Raw genomic sequence first — 14,962 nt, 5'->3', positions numbered from 1 at the left:
GGTGTCAGTTCAACGAGGTGGGGTTCGACACGTTGTTGCGCGACCCCGACGAAGGCATCAGCACCCGACGCTCCGTCTTGCCTTGCATGTCCGGCACCACCGCCAGCACCGGCAGGGTCAGGCGCTGGCGCACCTCCGTCCCGTCGCGCAGGCTGTCATCCCGCATCTCCAACACCGCCCCCGCCAGCACGCCCAGGCCCAGCGCCACCAGCAGCACCATCACCATCCCCGCCATCTTGTCCGGACGGGCCGGCGTCACCGGCACCCCCGCCGGGGAGATGACGTTGAACAGGCTCTTGGCGCTCTTGGCCTCCAGCTCCTGGGCAATCTCCGCCTCCACCTTGCGGCTCACCACGCTCTGGTACTTGGTGCGCGCGATTTCGTAGTCGCGGTTCATCACCGCCAGCTCGTGCGCCCACTTCGGCGTGTTGTTCAGCCGCGCCTGGTAGCCCTCCGCCTTCGCCTGCAGGTCGACAATCTCCTTCTGGATGTTGCCGATGAGGCTGGCCACCCGGGTGCGCTCGGCGCGCTCGGCCCACAGCCGGCCCTCGGCGTCCTTGCGGCGCTCCGTCATGCCGGCGAGCTCCGACGACATGCGCTTGATTTCAGGGTGGTCCTCCGTCCACGTGGTGCGCGCGTTGACCAGGGCTCGCGTCAGCCCGCTCTCCGCCGCCTCCAGCCGCCCCGCCTCGCTGTCCACCGCGTTGCGAGCCCGGGCCAGGTCCGAGCGACGCGCCTCCGCCACGCGCAGCTCCTCCGACTTGGTCTGCAGCTCGTGCGACACCCGCTCGAGCCCGCGCATGTTCATCTCCATCTGCTCGGGCAGCTCCCCCAGGTGCGACACCTTGAACTGGGCAATCTTGTGCTCCCAGCTGGACACCGCCTTGCCCATCTGCACCATCTCGTCGTTGAAGAGGTCCGTGGCGCGCGCCGCCTGCGCCTGGCGCAGCTTCAGCGTCTCTTCCGAAAAGATGGTGGGCAGCCGGTTGGCCACCTGCGACGCCACCTGCGGGTCGCGGTTCGCATAGGTGAGCTCGAACGCCGTCTCCCCCTCCACGCGCACCGTCAAATCCTTGCGCATCTGCGCGACGGCCGCCTCCATGCCCTTCTCGGACACGATGTCCGGGTAGAGGTTCATCTCCTCGATGGCCTTCTGGAGCACGGGCCGTGCCAGCAGCTCCTGTCGAACGGTGAGCAACCGCTGCTCGATGAGCTCGCTCACGGTGCGCTGCACCATCTCTTCACCGGGCCGCTGCGGCTCCACGCGAACCACCACCGACGCCTCGTACATGCTCGGCCGGGTCAACACGATGGCCGCGCCCACCGCGAAAACCACTGCCGCGATGGCTCCCACCAACGCCTTGCGGCGCCACAGTGAGGCCAGCAGCTGGTCCGCCGTCATCCCACGCTCCATGACTCGCTCCTCCTCCAACCCACTCACGTGTTGTCACCACGCCGTCACGATGAGACGGACCGCGAAGACGTTGCGCGTCAGATCGCCCGCCACGCCCGCCGAGTCCGCCACGCCCACCTGGGCAATCCGATCCACCGCCCCCTGCGCCGCCACCTGGCGACCGAAGCGGTACTCCACTCCGCCTCCAACTGCGTACCCCTGCGACACCAGGGGGGTGCTGCTGAACGTCGACCAGTCCCGCCCGGGCGCCCGCCCGTTGCGGAAGAAGCTGGCCGCGCCGAACGCCGAGAACTGGTGGTTGAACCTGCGCGCCAGCGACACCGACGCGTAGTCCGCCCACAGGGCGTTCGCGAAGCCGCTCGCGCCCACCAGGTCGTGTCCCACGGCGACTCCCAAGTCGAACAGCTCGCCCTCGCGCGCCAGCTCCAGGTTGACGCGAGGCACCCAGCCGCCCTCCTGCCCCGTCGGCGCCAGGTAGCGCACCGGGCCCGCCCGGGCGATGAACGTCGTCGGACGGGTCAGCCGGTAGCGCAGCGTTCCCGCCACGCCATGCGACTGGGACAATTCATTGTCATACAGGAAACCCTGGTAGCGGTACTCCATGCCCAGGGTGAGCCGGCGCGTGGTGCGGTACATCAGCTCCAGCGACGGCGTATGCGCATAGCCCGCCTTCTGGCCATCCTCGAGGATGCGCACCGCCTCCAGCCCGTAGCCCACGCGCACGTCCATGCGGTCCGTGGCGCGGCCCGTCAGGCCCACGCGGGCCTGGGTGTAGAACGTTGGCGACGTGGAGCGCGCCAGGCCGTCACGCGGCAGGGACATGGGGTCCGTGACGCGGAAGACGCGCACGTTGGAGTCCACCCGCAGCCTGCGCGTCAGCAGGTGGCGCAACTCCAGCCCACCCCGGTGGTCCAGCGTCACCTTGCCCGAGCCATGCCGCATCAGCACGTCCGCGGCATAGAAGCTGTTGAGGTCCAGCCGTGCGTCGCGCCCCTGCACTCCCACGCGCGGCGACAGCTTCGTCATCAGCTGGCCGCCCGTCGCATCCGGGCCGCCCAGGCGCAAATCGTCGTCGTAGCGCTCCTCGGCGGAGATGCGCAGCCGGGGCTCCCACACGGTCGCCGCGGAAGCCGCCGGCGCGGTGAGCATCAGGCCTGTCAGCAACCACTTCTTCCAGTCGCCCTTCACCGTCGTCCTCCCTCGCCTACGCCACCCTCGACCCATGGACCCACCACCACCCGACTGCCCTCGTTGACTCTTCACGGCACGACGATGGTGTCGCCCGGACGCAGCATCACGTCCTGGCCCCCGTCAGGCGAGATGAGGTCGCTGTAGCGCACCGGAATCTGCCCGCCGTTGCCGTCGCTGCGGATGACCACGATGCCGTCCGAGTTGGCGAAGTCCGTGAAGCCGCCCGCCAGGGCAATCGCCTGGATGAGCGACACGCGGCCGCGCAGCGGATAGGCGCCCGGGTGCGTGACTTCACCGGTGACGAACACGCGGCTGCTGTTGACCTCGCGGACAATCACCGTCACGCGCGGCTCCTGCACATACGACTGGAAGCCCTGCTTCAGCGACTCGGCCAGCTCCGTGGGCGTCTTGCCCGCGGCCTGCACCTCGCCCACCATCGGCATGGAGATGAAGCCATCCGGGCGGACGGGAATCGTGCGGCTCAGCTCCGCGTCCCGCCACACCGCGATGTCCAACACGTCCTCACGGCCGATGCGGTAGGGCTGCTCGGAGTTGTCCACCTTCACCGCCGGCTGGTGCGCGCACCCGCCCAGCAGCATCACCCCCAACACCGTCCAGAACCCCGCGCTCGTCTTGCCCATCGTCCTCTCCCTCGTCTCGCTGCGGATGTCTTCCGAGGTCCCGCACCTCGCGGTGACCATCGCTCTCGGCGCGGTTGCCATAGCAGCGGGTGTGCCACTGAGCCCTGGGAGGGAAAGCCCATGGATCGCCGTGGGTTACGAAACTGCCCACGTTGTGGCGTCGCGCGGGTCGGGAAGAATTACTGGCATCCGACAGGGTAGGAGTCTGGTGCTTTCGACAGTCCGGGCCCTGTTGATGGAAGACGATTTCCCACCGCGGGGCATGTGGGTTCTCAATCCGCACGGTGGGTGCTCGGCACGCGGATTGAAGTCTGTTCGGGCGAAGGAGTTTTGTTTCCACAACGGGCCAGGGGGCCCAGCAGACAGGGAGCCAGCGGATGAGGAAGGCAGCGGGGGCGGTGGCGGCGGCGTTCGCGATGGGAACCGGTGTGATGGCGTGGATGGGCGTGGCCTTCATGGCGCAGACGGAGGCCGCGGCGCTGGGTGTCGTGGGCCTGGCCCTGTACGCGAGCAGCGCGCTGTTGAGCGGCAAGCCTGGAGAGGAAACGGCGCGCGGCATGGCCAACCAGGCCTGACGCTCCAAAGCCGTGACAGTAAAAAGGCCCGGTGCCCCATGGGACACCGGGCCTTCTTATTTTCAGCCTCGCCCGGGACTCGAGGGTGGCTGGATGTCGTCCACGCGACGACTTCAGGGGACGGCGCGCACCACGCCGCCGTCCACGCGCAGCGCGGCGCCGTTGATGGCGGAGGCCTTGGGGCTGCACACGAAGGCCACCAGCGCGGCGACCTCCTCCGGGGTGGCGAAGCGCTGGAGCAGCGACGAGGGCCGGGCGCTCTTGAAGAACTCCCGCTCCACCGTGGCCACGTCCACGCCCTGCTGCCGGGACAGGTCCCCCAGGAACACCTCCACGCCTTCGGAGCGCGTGGGGCCCGGGAGGATGGAGTTGGCGGTGATTTGCGTGCCCGCCAGGCCCTCGGCGATGCCGCGCGCGAGCGCAATCTGGGCCGTCTTCGTCACACCGTAGTGAATCATCTCCACCGGAATCTGCACGCCGGACTCACTGGAGATGAAGACGATGCGGCCCCAGTCCTTCTGGCGCATGCCCTTGAGGTAGTGGCGGCTCAGGCGCACGCCGCTCATCACGTTGACGTCGAAGATGCGCAGCCACTCCTCGTCGGTGATGTCCTCGAAGGGCCTGGGCTCGAAGATGCCCAGGTTGTTGACCAGGATGTCCACGTGGGGCACCTGCTGGAGGAAGCGGCCGGCGCCCTCGGCGGTGCCCAGGTCCACCGCGACGCCGCGCAGGCGCGCGTCCGGCTGCTTGCGGCGCACCTCGGCGATGGCCGCGTCCACGCGCGCCTGGGTGCGGCCATTGACGATGACCTCCGCTCCCTCGCGCGCGAGCGCCTCCACGATTGCCAGGCCGATGCCCGCCGTGGAGCCGGTCACCAACGCCACCTTGTCCTTCAAGTCCAGGTCCATTCGTTCCCTCGTGAGAATGCGCGGCCACAGGTAACGCGCGCCGTCGTACCTCGCCAGCCCGCTTCACGCCCCCTCCCCACGCCCATCCCGACGCAACGCGGATATTCCACATTGCGGAATATCGGCAACGTGGTGTATCTCTCCGGGGCATGACGCCCTCACGGGAGCGTCTGGCGGGAGCGCGTGCGACTCGATGCGGAAGAAGGCGACGAAGACCTCCGTCGACGGCTCGCGGGTGCTGCGCGAGCAGGGCGCGCGGTTCTTCGGAAAGCTGCTGGACTTCAACCGGGACCGCTCCGTGCTGCGCAACCCCGTCAGCCAGTTCTGCGACGCGCACGACCTGAGCTCGCCCCAGAGCCACGTCATCATCTGGTTGGGTCACGAAGGGCCGCTGAACACGCGCACCCTCTCGCGCCTGGCGGACATCCACGACAAGAGCATCACCGGCGTGGTGGACCGGCTCGAGGCCCGGGGGCTCGTCGAGCGCAAGCGTCATCCCTCGGACCGGCGCACCGTGGTCAACGCCCTCACGCGGGAAGGCCAGTCCATCTATGGCGGCATCCGCGAGCGCATCGAAACGGCCCTCGCGGGCTTCTTCGCCACACTGACCCCTGAAGACCTGGAGACCGTCTTCCGACTCATGGACCGGCTCCACGACACCGTTCGCGTCTCCCCCGAGTGACGCGATGACCGTCACCAGGAGTCTCGCATGAGGCCCTTCTCATCCTGCGTGTGCACCTATCCACCGGCGTGGCTGGTGCTCGCGCTCAACACCGCGCTGATGCCATCGGACGCACGCGCCCAGGAGCCACCCCCGGACGAGCCCACGACGGAGCTGTCCCGCGCCGTCGCCGCCCCCGAGGTGCCGCCCGAGCCCGAGCCCGAGCTGACCGGGCGCATCGAGCGCATCGACATCGAAGGCAACGAGCGCACGAAGGAGGTCGTCATCCTGCGCGCGCTGCGCACCCAACGTGGGGAACTGCTCACCACCGGCGCGACGGAGGAGCTGAAGCGACGGCTGCTCAACCTGAAGCTCTTCGAGCACGTCGAGGTGAGCACGCGTCAGGAGGGCGACGGCGTGGCGCTGCGAATCAAGGTGGAGGAGCGCTGGACGCTGCTGCCCATCCCCATGTTCACCTCCAGCAATGGCCAGTGGCAGGCGGGGTTGTTCCTCCTGGAGAGCAACGTCTTCGGCCTGCACAAGCTCTTCGTCCTCGGAGCGATGGCGGGCAACCGCGGCGGCAACGTCTTCTCCCTGTACAAAGACCCGAGCATCCGCGGCAGCAGGTGGACAGGCACGCTCTTCGGGCAGTACGCCAAGCTGGACCGCGAGCGGCGCGTGCGCGACATCGTCGTCGACGAGTACACGGACCGGCGCCTGGACGTGTCCGGCGTGCTCGGCCACCAGCTCACGCCCGAGCTCAACGTGGGCGCGGGACTGTTCGGTATCTTCAACCGGCCGCTCCGCGCGAACGAGGACGCGCCCGCTCCTGAACGAAGCCACGCCCAGGGCGTCAGCGTCGTGGCGGAGTATCTGGGACAGGACTTCCACTTTTTCTTCAACGAAGGTCTGTTCGCGCGTCTGAACCTGCGTCAGGGGTTCGACCTGGGGAGCGGTTCCCGGGACTACCGACAGGCGACCCTCACGGCCGCCTACACCCATGCGTTGTTCGGGAACCATGCGCTCACCCTGTCGGGCACACTCGATGCCGTGGAGGGAGATTCCACCCTGGACGCGGTGCTGCTGGGGCAGCGCACGGGCACGCGCGGCTTCACGCTGGCCACGCTCTGGGCGGAGCGGGCCGCCATCGCCACGCTCGAGTACCAGGTCCCCCTCTGGAGTCCCAGCCTGGCGACCTTCACCGCGCATGCCTTCATCGACGCCGGTCACGTGGAGTGGAGCAATACAGTCACGCGCTACGTCGCCCCCGGGGCCGGGCTTCGCATGTACCTCCGCAGTGTCGCCGTCCCCGCCCTGGGCCTGGATGTAACGCGGGCCCCCCAGACTCGAGAGCTCGTCGTCAGCTTCGCCGCGGGCCTCTCCATGTAGCCGTCGTCCCCCAGACCGCGAGGTCCCTTTTGAGCACGCATCACCGCGCCGCCATCCTCACCGCCGCCACGCAGCACTTCGCCCAGCTCGGCTTCACCCGGGTCTCGCTGGAGGACATCGCGCGGCGCGCGGGCCTGGAGCACGGACAGGTCTCCCGCCACTTCTCCACCAAGGAGGCGCTGTTCATCGAGGTGGTGCGGCAGCACGGCGTGCCCGCCATGGAAGAGCTGGAGCGCGCCGTCGCCCGCGCGCCCTCCCCCGAGCAGCAGGTGCGCACCTTCGTGGAGGTCCGCCAGGAGCAGACCGAGCGCATCATCCGGGAGCTGAACGTCTCCTTCGACGCCCTGCTCGACATCCTCCCGCTCATCGACCTGTACGTCACGGACCTGCGCGCGCGGGAGCTCGCCCTGCTGGAGTCCGTCTTCACGGAGGGCACGCGCCGGGGAGACTTCCACTTCCAGAGTCCCCGGAACGTGGCGGCCGCCATGCTCGCGAGCCTCCGGGAGGTGGAGCGGCTGACGTGGGCCGCCCAGTGCCTGACGGCCTCCGGGCCCGGGCGGCCGGTCTCCGACCTGCTGCACTGAGGAACACCGCGCGCGGCGACGCGGACGTGCTCTATGGTGCGCCGCCATGTCGAAGACCCAGTACTGGCTCATCAAGAGCGAGCCGACGGTGTACCCGTACGCGCAGCTCGAGAAGGACAAGCAGACGGAGTGGACGGGCATCCGCAGCTTCGAGGCCCGCAACAACCTGCGGGCGATGAAGCCCGGGGACCTGTGCCTCTACTACCACTCCAACGAGGGCAAGGCCGTGGTGGGCGTGGCGCAGGTGCTCACGCTGGCGACCGAGGACTCCACCGCCCCGGGTGAGGACTGGGCCTCCGTGAAGGTGGCCGCCGTCATCCCCGTCAAGGCACCCGTGGAGCTGGCCACCGTCAAGGCCACCGCCGCGCTGAAGGACTTCCCGCTCATCACCCGCAGCCGGCTCAGCGTGGCCCCCGTCACCGCCGAGCACTTCAAGCTCATCCTGAAGATGGGGAAGACGGCGCTGCCGAAGTAGCCGCGGCCTCCGGTGGGCGGAGCAGCGTCACCTTCGGCCCCGTGAAGCTGTGCCGCTGCACCAGCGCCCAGTACAGGCCCAACAGTCCCAGCGCGCCGGCGAACGTGTAGCCGGCGAGCTGGTTGGGCGGCAGCACGAACAGCACCATCACCACCCCGCACCACGCCAGCGCCACCGCGTTGACCCACGACGACGCGCGCCCCAAGTCCCACGGCCCGCGGTGCGACCACGTCCCGGAGCGGCGCGCCCGGAAGCCCACCCACACGGGCAAGGCATAGGACGCGTAGAGCGCCAGCGTGCTCAGCGCCACCATGGCCGCGTACGCCTCGCTCCACAGCGCGACGAGGCCGCTCCCCGCCACCGAGACCCAGACGGCCACCGCGGGACTGCGGAAGCGCGGCGACACGCTCGCGAGCCACCTCGACGCGGGCAATCCATTGTCGCGCGCGAAGGCGAACAGCATGCGCGAGTTGGACGTCACCGAGGACAGTCCGCAGAACCACATGGCGCCGATGGCCACCCACACCAGCGCGCCGCCCAGCGCGGGGCCCAGGCCCTGCGTCAGCACGTGGAGGAACGGGTTGGCGGCGGCGGCGGTGCTCGGCAGGTCCTGGATGGCCAGCGTCACCGCGCCCAGCAGGAGGTAGCCCGCGACGGCGCTGACGGCCACGGACAGGAAGATGCCCCACGGGGCATTGCGCGTGGGGTCCTTCGTCTCCTCGGAGACATGCGCGCTGGCGTCATAGCCGGTGAAGGTCCACTGCGCCTGGAGCAGGCCGATGAGGAAGCCATAGGCATACAGCGGCGTCTCCGAGCTGAAGCGCGTCATCAGGAAGGCCGCGTCCTGCTTGGGCGCGAACAGCGCGAGCGCGCCGATGAGCACCGCCACCCCGCCCACGTGGTACCAGGCGGAGAAGTCGTTGAGCCACGCGACGACGCGCACGCCCACGTGGTTGAGCACCGCGTGGGACAGGAGGATGCCCGCATACAACGGCAGCACGGACATGCGCTCACGAGGCCAGCCGAGCATGTCCGCGAGGAACTCCGCGAGCCCGTAGTCGATGCCCGCGGTAATCGCGAACTGTCCGAGGGTGTTCAGCCACGCGGTGAAGAAGCCCACCCGAGGGCCGCCGAGCATGGCGGCCCAGTGGTACAGCGCGCCCGCGGTGGGGAACGACGACGCGAGCTGCGCCAGGCTCGCCGCCACCGTGAGCGTCATCACCGCCACCAGCGGCCAGCCCACGCCCATCACCATCGGTCCGCCGAAGCGCAGCCCATGGCCATACAGCGTCACGGCGCCGGTGAGGATGGAGATGATGGAGAAGGAGACGGCGAAGTTGGAGAAGCCACCCATGCCGCGCAAGAGCTCCTGCGCGTACCCCAGCCGCTGGAGCTGGGCGGCATCCTCCTCGAGCTGACGCTCCGAATCCGGAAGGTGGGCCATGCCTCCCAGGATACGCGGGCCCCCTCGTCCTTCCCTGGAGGGGTCCACCGAAAGAGCCCGCGTCTGTCCGGAACGCTACGGCTTGCGCGGGCCAGGACCGCCGGGACCGGGGCCGTCCTCGTCCGGGATGCCCTTGCGGATCTCGATGCGCTTCTGGATGCGCATCGTGCCCATCTCCGCCTCCACCTTGCGCCACAGCTCGGGACCCAACAGTCGCTTGATGCGGACCATCAACGACAGACGGTTCTTGCGCACCGCCGTCTCCGCGCGGCCCACCTCCTCCACCTGCTTGAGCACCGCGTTCTCATCGGTGGAGTCCGCGCGCAGCTGGCGCTCGAGCTGGAGCTGCGCGCGCTTGAGGTCCGCCTCCAGCGGGATGACGGCCTCGTTCGCGTCGAACGTCAGCTCTTGAATCTGCTTGGCCACCTCCCGGGGGATGCCCAGCTTCTCCACCACCTGCGGAGGGATGCCGTGCGCGGCGGGAGGGAGCGGGCCCAGCGGGAGCGCGCTGTCCGCGGGCCCCATGACGTGCAACGCTCCGGGGCCCGCGCGGTGGACGACGACGTTCTCGGGTTCGGGTTGGGCCTGTGCGGGCAAAGCCGCGAGCAGCGGGCTCAACGCCGCCGCGGCCAACCACATGGACATGCGAAGCTTCATGGCATCGACTCCTGGTAAGTGATGGGGTGAATCGCCGTACGGAACGGCGGTGCTTCCAGCGCGCGGGAATCCGGGGGGCGAAGCCAGGCGGCCATCGCCCCGAAAGGTCGGTAGAGGTCATCGCGGTACACGGCGTCGCGCCGCGTGTAGCCACGGACCTCCGTGAAGAGGTCGGTCAGCGAGGCGCGAGCCCCCTGCGCCAGGGCCTCCGGAGACACCTCGTCCTCCGTGTCCGCGCGGCGCAGCTCCAGCTCGGGCCGTGGCGCGGTGTCATGCTCCTGGACGTACGCGTCCTCCGACACGTGGGGCACCGGCGGCGCGGGCCGCGTCAGCCACGTCAGGCCGAGGACACAGCACGACGCCACCACGCCCGCGATGACCCGGCGACGCACCTTGCGGCGGCGCACCTCGCCCAGCACGGCCTCATGCGTCACCGGCGTCAGGGGCGGCGTCACCGGCAGCCGCAACCGCGACGCCGAGGCATGCACGGCCGCGAGCGTCCGGCACTCCTCGCAGCCCTCCAGGTGGGCACGCACGTCGGGCGTCCAAGGGGGCGAGCACTCCAGGAGGAGGGGGGCCACGTCGTGGCATCTCATGGCGTTTCTCCTTCGAGGGCCCGCTCGGCCTTGAGCTTCTTGAGCGCGCGATACAGGTGGATGCGGACGGTGCCCCGCTCGATGCCCATGTCCTCCGCGACAGCGTCCAACTCGAGTCCCTCCAGGTAGCGCAGGCTGAAGGCCGTGGCCTGCTGCGACGGGAGCGCACGCACCGCTCTGCCCAGGGCCCGCCAGCGCTCGGCGCCGACGAAGCGCTCCTCCGGTGACAGCTCCAGGGGCGTGCCCCCGTCCAACGCCTCACGCAGCACGTTCCACACGCGCCGCCTGCGCAGGTGGCTCATCGCGCGGGACACCAGGATGCGCCGCAGCCACGCGGGCCCCGCCTTCGGGTCCTTCAAGCCGTGGCGCTTCTCGTAGGCATCAGCCAGGGTTGCCTGCACCACGTCCCTCGCCTCCTCCGCGTCCCAGACCAACCGCCGGGCCAGGCGCAGCAAACCGGCCTGCTCCGCCTCCAGGAGCGACTCGAACCCGAGCGCGACGGTGGTGCGCGCTGGAGTTCCGGGCTCCTCTAGGATGGCGGTACCCTTCACGGTGGAAAGACCTCCTCGACTGCCTTCACGGAATGAGGACGCATGAGGTCGGAAAACGGCATACTCGACAGCGTGAGCTCCTCCGAAATCCGACGGATTCCCGCCGCGGAGACCCGTGGCCTGCGCCGCGCCGTGCTTCGCCCCCACCAGCCTCCCGAGGCCGTTGTCTATCCTGGAGATGACGACCCGGACACCGTGCACCTGGGCCTGTACTCGGACGGCCGCCTGCTCGGGGTGGCCTCCATCTATCGGGAGCCGCCACCTTACGCGCTGAAGGCCATCACCGCGTGGCGCCTGCGGGGCATGGCCGTGGAGCACGGACGCCAGGGACAGGGCCTGGGCGCGGCCCTGTTGAAGGCGTGTATGGAGCACGCCGTGACGCAGAGGGGCACGCAGGTGTGGTGCAACGCGCGGTCGACCGCCTCGGGCTTCTATCGCTCGCTCGGCTTCACCGCGCATGGAGAGCAGTTCGAGATGCCCGGCATCGGGCCTCATCACCTCATGTCCCGCGAGCTGAGGGAGCCGGCGCGATGAGCACCTCGCCGGACCTGGACGCGCTGCGCATCGCCATCGAGAACCTGGACGAGGAGATTCTCGACGCGCTCCGCCGTCGCATGGACCTGGCGGACGACGTGGCGCGCTCCAAGCTGGCCACCGCGGCGCCGTTTCGAGATCAACGTCGCGAGGACCTGCTCCTGCGCCGCATCCGCGCGCGCGCGTCCGAGCACGGGTTGGACCCGCACGAGACGGAGCGCATCTGGCGGCTGGTCATCGACATGTCGGTGGCGCGGCAGCAGGCGCTCGTCACGCGGTTGGACACCACGCCGCTGCGCGTGGGCTATCCAGGCATCGAGGGCTCCTACAGCCACCTGGCCGCGCGCAGGCGCTACACGGGCCGCTCCGGAGGGGTGCTGCTCACCGGGTTCGACCATGCGCGCGAGGTGGTGGAGGCGGTGCGGCGCGGCGAGCAGGACCTGGCGCTGATGCCCATCGAGAACACCACCGCCGGCAGCATGAATGAGACGTACGACTTGCTCGCCGAGGGCGGCGTGGTCATCACCGCGGAGCTGGTGAGCCAGGTGGACCACCGGCTGCTGGGGCTGCCGGGCGCGAAGCTGGAGGCGCTGCGCGAGGTCATCTCGCATCCGCAGGCGCTGGCGCAGTGTGAGGCGTACTTGCGCGAGAAGCTGCCCTGGGTGCGGGCGGTGCCGGATGCGGATACGGGTGGCGCGGCGCAGAAGGTGCGTGAGCGCAATGATGCCACGGTGGCCGCCATCGCCAGTGAGACGGCCGCGCAGCGCTTCGGCCTGGAGGTCCTGGCGCGCGAGCTCCAGCCGGAGTTCGACTACACGCGCTTCGTGGAGGTGGGCCGCGAGCCCACGCCGCTGGCCCCGGGCGTGCCGTGCAAGACGTCACTGCTGATGGTGCTCGAACACAAGCCCGGCACGCTGGGCGAGATGCTCCAGCGCCTCACGCTGCGTGGGGTGAACCTGAGCAAGTTGGAGTCGCGTCCCATTCCGGGTCGGCCGTGGCAGTACCGGTTCTATGTCGACGTGGAGGGCCACGCGGCCTCCGCGCCGCTGACGGCCGCGCTGGAGGACATCCGGCCGCTGACCTCCTTCCTGCGCGTGCTGGGCACGTATGCCCGGGCCGAGGGAAGCCATGGATGAGTTGTCGACTTTCGAGGTTCGTGTCGCGTTCCAAGGAGAGGCGGGCGCGTACGGGGAAGAGGCCCTGCGCGTGTTGTATGGACCGGACGTCGAGGCGGTCCCCTACCCCACCTTCCGCGCCGTGTTCGAGGCCGTGGCAGAGGGCCACGTGGACAGCGGCGTGATTCCGGTGGAGAGCTCGCTGGGCGGGCCCGTGGCGGAGAACGTGGACCTGCTGCTGGAGCATGACCTGCCCATCTCCGGCGAGCTGTCGCTGCGCATCCACCACTGTCTCGTCGCGCCTCCAGGGCTCGCGCTGAAGGACGTGGAGCAGGTGCTGTCGCATCCCCAGGCGCTGGCGCAGTGCGCGGGTTATCTGCGGCGACGAGGGCTGCGGCCCGTGCCCGAGATGAACACCGCCATCGCGGCGCGCAGACTCTCGCGCGAGGCGCTCCCGCGCACGGCGGCCATCGCCAGCAGCCTGGCGGCGGAGCTGTATGGGCTGGTGGTGCTCGAGGATGGCGTGGAGGACTCGTCGGACAACTACACGCGCTTCATCACGCTGGGCCAGGATCCCGAATATTCGTGGAAGCGGCGCAAGACGGCGCTCGCCCTCACGGTGCCGAACGAGCCCGGCGCGCTGTACCGCGTGCTGGGCGCGTTCTCCGCGCGCGGGCTGGACGTGTCCCGACTGGAGTCGCGTCCCCAGCGCCGCGCGTGGGAGTACGTCTGGTGCCTCGACGTAGAAGGGGCGCTGGAGGAGGCGCGCGTGCGCGAGGCGGTGCAGGCGGCCCAGGCGGCGTGCATCACGCTGCGCGTGCTCGGCAGCTACGGAGCCGCCTGAGTCGAAGCGGCGCGCTGGCGCCCGCCAGAGACTGCGTGACCCGCGCCGAGCACCTCGCCGCGCGGGCGTCATCAGCCCATCGCGATGCTTCGCGGCGGACCTGGTACGCCTCGCGGATGAGCGGCAGCCACGGCGTGGCCTGAGTCGAGCGCCACGCCGCGCGGTGCTTCATCAGGCCGTCAGTCCATCGCCGTTCTTCACGGCGGACTGGTACGCCTCGCGGATGATCTGCGTGTAGCGCTGGAGCGCGCCGAGCTGCTCCATGCGCAGCGCCTGCGGGCCGTCGCACAGCGCGGCCTCGGGCTGCGGGTGGAAGTCCACCAGCACCATGGACGCGCCCGCGATGAGCCCCTGTCCAATCGCGTGGAAGATGTCCGGCAGACCGTCCGGCGGCAGGTCCGCGCGGCCGATGGCGTGCGACGGGTCCACGCACACGGGCATGCGCGTGAGCCGCCGCACCACGGGCACGTGCGCGAAGTCCACCATGTTGCGGTGCGGGTCGCCCAGGTGCGTCTTCACGCCGCGCAGGCAGAAGACAATCTTCGGGTTGCCCTCGCTCGCGATGTACTCGCACGCGTTGAGGGACTCCTCCAACGTGATGCCCATGCCGCGCTTGAAGAGCACCGGGAACACGCGCTGCTGACCGATGGACTTGAGCAGCTCGAAGTTCTGCGCGTTGCGCGTGCCCACCTGGAGCATGGCCCCCGTGGCGTTGCCCGAGCGCTCCAGCGCGTCGCGAATCTCGTCGATGTGGCGCGGATGCGTCACCTCCATCGCGACCACCTTGATGCCGTGCTTCCCCGCGGACTCGAACACCCACGGCAGGCACGCGGCGCCCAGGCCCTGGAACTCGTACGGGTTGGTGCGCGGCTTGTACGCCCCCATGCGCGTGGTGCGGATGTCGTGGCGCGCGAGCGCCGCCATCATCGTCTCCACGTTCTCCTTCGTGTCCACCGCGCACAGGCCCGCGAACAGCTGCACCGAGCGCTCATCGAACGTCACGCCGTTGTACTCGAAGCCCGTCGACGTGCGCTGGCCCTTGTGCCGGCCGATGACGCGGTACTTCTGCGACACGCGCACCACCTGCCGCACGCCCGGAATCTGCTCGAAGACCTCCGTCGGCACCTGGGCCGTGGAGCCCAGCAGGTACACCTCCGTCACCGTGAACTCCGCGCCCTCGATGACGTGAGGACGCGGCGTCACCCCCTTGTACTGGGCGGCGGTTTGGAGGACGGCGGACACCACGGACTCGGGTGAGTCCGGCTCGAGCATGACGATCATCTTCGGAATCTCCAGACAACTCTGTCTTGTAGGTCTTTGAGTGGGCGCGGACCGGGTCGCGCGACTTGTAACATCGGGAACGCGCGGATGCGTCCACACCCG

The 14,962-nt window shown here is 69.6% G+C and carries 17 protein-coding genes; 8 read left to right on the top strand and 9 right to left on the bottom strand.

Annotated elements, in window-relative coordinates:
* Positions 1–4: 4 nt before the first annotated feature.
* The 3 genes from LXT21_RS14245 to LXT21_RS14235 form a co-directional block, all read right to left on the bottom strand.
* Positions 5–1,414 carry a GumC family protein gene (locus LXT21_RS14245; protein WP_254038689.1) on the bottom strand — a complete coding sequence of 470 codons (1,410 nt, stop codon included), beginning with the start codon at positions 1,412–1,414 and terminating at the stop codon, positions 5–7.
* A 33-nt stretch (positions 1,415–1,447) separates the two neighbouring features.
* Entirely contained in the window at positions 1,448–2,602 is a 1,155-nt protein-coding gene (locus tag LXT21_RS14240) for a metallophosphoesterase family protein (protein ID WP_254038688.1), read from the bottom strand.
* Between the two features lie 71 nt (positions 2,603–2,673).
* Positions 2,674–3,246 carry a polysaccharide biosynthesis/export family protein gene (locus tag LXT21_RS14235; protein WP_254038687.1) on the bottom strand — a complete coding sequence of 191 codons (573 nt, stop codon included), beginning with the start codon at positions 3,244–3,246 and terminating at the stop codon, positions 2,674–2,676.
* A 377-nt stretch (positions 3,247–3,623) separates the two neighbouring features.
* Between LXT21_RS14235 and LXT21_RS14230 the strand changes: the two genes are divergently transcribed.
* A complete protein-coding gene (locus LXT21_RS14230) occupies positions 3,624–3,821 on the top strand; it encodes a hypothetical protein (protein WP_046714359.1) in 198 nt (65 codons plus the stop codon).
* Positions 3,822–3,934: 113 nt separating this feature from the next.
* Here LXT21_RS14230 and LXT21_RS14225 read toward each other — a convergent pair whose 3' ends face one another.
* Positions 3,935–4,729 (bottom strand): SDR family NAD(P)-dependent oxidoreductase, encoded by a 795-nt coding sequence (locus LXT21_RS14225; protein WP_254038686.1) that lies wholly within the window; start codon positions 4,727–4,729, stop codon positions 3,935–3,937.
* 193 nt (positions 4,730–4,922) lie between these two features.
* On the opposite strand from LXT21_RS14225, the gene LXT21_RS14220 reads away from it, so the two are divergent.
* Genes LXT21_RS14220 through LXT21_RS14205 form a run of 4 tightly spaced genes read left to right on the top strand, consistent with a single transcriptional unit; the run spans position 4,923 to position 7,838 of the window.
* Complete coding sequence (locus tag LXT21_RS14220) at positions 4,923–5,411, top strand: MarR family winged helix-turn-helix transcriptional regulator (protein WP_254038685.1); 489 nt, start codon at positions 4,923–4,925, stop codon at positions 5,409–5,411.
* 27 nt (positions 5,412–5,438) lie between these two features.
* A complete protein-coding gene (locus LXT21_RS14215) occupies positions 5,439–6,779 on the top strand; it encodes a POTRA domain-containing protein (RefSeq protein ID WP_254038684.1) in 1,341 nt (446 codons plus the stop codon).
* 29 nt (positions 6,780–6,808) lie between these two features.
* The gene (locus tag LXT21_RS14210; protein ID WP_254038683.1) at positions 6,809–7,363 is read left to right on the top strand and encodes a TetR/AcrR family transcriptional regulator; all 555 of its coding nucleotides are present in this window, start codon (positions 6,809–6,811) and stop codon (positions 7,361–7,363) included.
* 46 nt (positions 7,364–7,409) lie between these two features.
* Complete coding sequence (locus tag LXT21_RS14205; protein ID WP_254038682.1) at positions 7,410–7,838, top strand: EVE domain-containing protein; 429 nt, start codon at positions 7,410–7,412, stop codon at positions 7,836–7,838.
* On the opposite strand, the gene LXT21_RS14200 is transcribed toward LXT21_RS14205, so the two are convergent.
* The 4 genes from LXT21_RS14200 to LXT21_RS14185 all read right to left on the bottom strand — a co-directional run bounded on the left by LXT21_RS14200 (position 7,801) and on the right by LXT21_RS14185 (position 11,086).
* Positions 7,801–9,282 carry an amino acid permease gene (locus LXT21_RS14200; protein WP_254038681.1) on the bottom strand — a complete coding sequence of 494 codons (1,482 nt, stop codon included), beginning with the start codon at positions 9,280–9,282 and terminating at the stop codon, positions 7,801–7,803. The two genes, LXT21_RS14205 and LXT21_RS14200, sit on opposite strands and share 38 nt — an antisense overlap.
* Positions 9,283–9,357: 75 nt before the next feature.
* The gene (locus LXT21_RS14195; RefSeq protein ID WP_254038680.1) at positions 9,358–9,939 is read right to left on the bottom strand and encodes a periplasmic heavy metal sensor; all 582 of its coding nucleotides are present in this window, start codon (positions 9,937–9,939) and stop codon (positions 9,358–9,360) included.
* Positions 9,936–10,520: a hypothetical protein gene (locus LXT21_RS14190; RefSeq protein ID WP_254038679.1), complete on the bottom strand. Its 585-nt coding sequence runs from the start codon at positions 10,518–10,520 to the stop codon at positions 9,936–9,938. The genes LXT21_RS14195 and LXT21_RS14190 overlap by 4 nt, the downstream gene beginning before the upstream one ends.
* 11 nt (positions 10,521–10,531) lie before the next feature.
* Positions 10,532–11,086, bottom strand: coding sequence for an RNA polymerase sigma factor (locus LXT21_RS14185; protein WP_254038678.1), 555 nt, complete (start codon positions 11,084–11,086; stop codon positions 10,532–10,534).
* Positions 11,087–11,158: 72 nt separating this feature from the next.
* On the opposite strand from LXT21_RS14185, the gene LXT21_RS14180 reads away from it, so the two are divergent.
* The 3 genes from LXT21_RS14180 to pheA are packed head-to-tail and all read left to right on the top strand — an operon-like array spanning position 11,159 to position 13,579.
* Positions 11,159–11,620 (top strand): GNAT family N-acetyltransferase, encoded by a 462-nt coding sequence (locus tag LXT21_RS14180; RefSeq protein WP_254038677.1) that lies wholly within the window; start codon positions 11,159–11,161, stop codon positions 11,618–11,620.
* Positions 11,617–12,756 (top strand): bifunctional chorismate mutase/prephenate dehydratase, encoded by a 1,140-nt coding sequence (locus tag LXT21_RS14175; RefSeq protein WP_254038676.1) that lies wholly within the window; start codon positions 11,617–11,619, stop codon positions 12,754–12,756. The genes LXT21_RS14180 and LXT21_RS14175 overlap by 4 nt, the downstream gene beginning before the upstream one ends.
* Entirely contained in the window at positions 12,749–13,579 is an 831-nt protein-coding gene (pheA, locus tag LXT21_RS14170) for a prephenate dehydratase (RefSeq protein WP_254038675.1), read from the top strand. Before LXT21_RS14175 ends, pheA begins: the two co-directional genes overlap by 8 nt.
* Before the next feature lie 171 nt (positions 13,580–13,750).
* Here pheA and LXT21_RS14165 read toward each other — a convergent pair whose 3' ends face one another.
* Positions 13,751–14,860, bottom strand: coding sequence for a 3-deoxy-7-phosphoheptulonate synthase (locus LXT21_RS14165; protein WP_254038674.1), 1,110 nt, complete (start codon positions 14,858–14,860; stop codon positions 13,751–13,753).
* Positions 14,861–14,962 lie beyond the last annotated feature (102 nt).

Origin of the sequence: Myxococcus guangdongensis (genome assembly GCF_024198255.1) — a bacterium.
In the GTDB taxonomy this organism is placed as follows: Bacteria; Myxococcota; Myxococcia; order Myxococcales; family Myxococcaceae; genus Myxococcus; species Myxococcus guangdongensis.
Note: the sequence above shows the minus strand (reverse complement) of the source record. Positions and strands in the feature narration are given on the sequence as shown.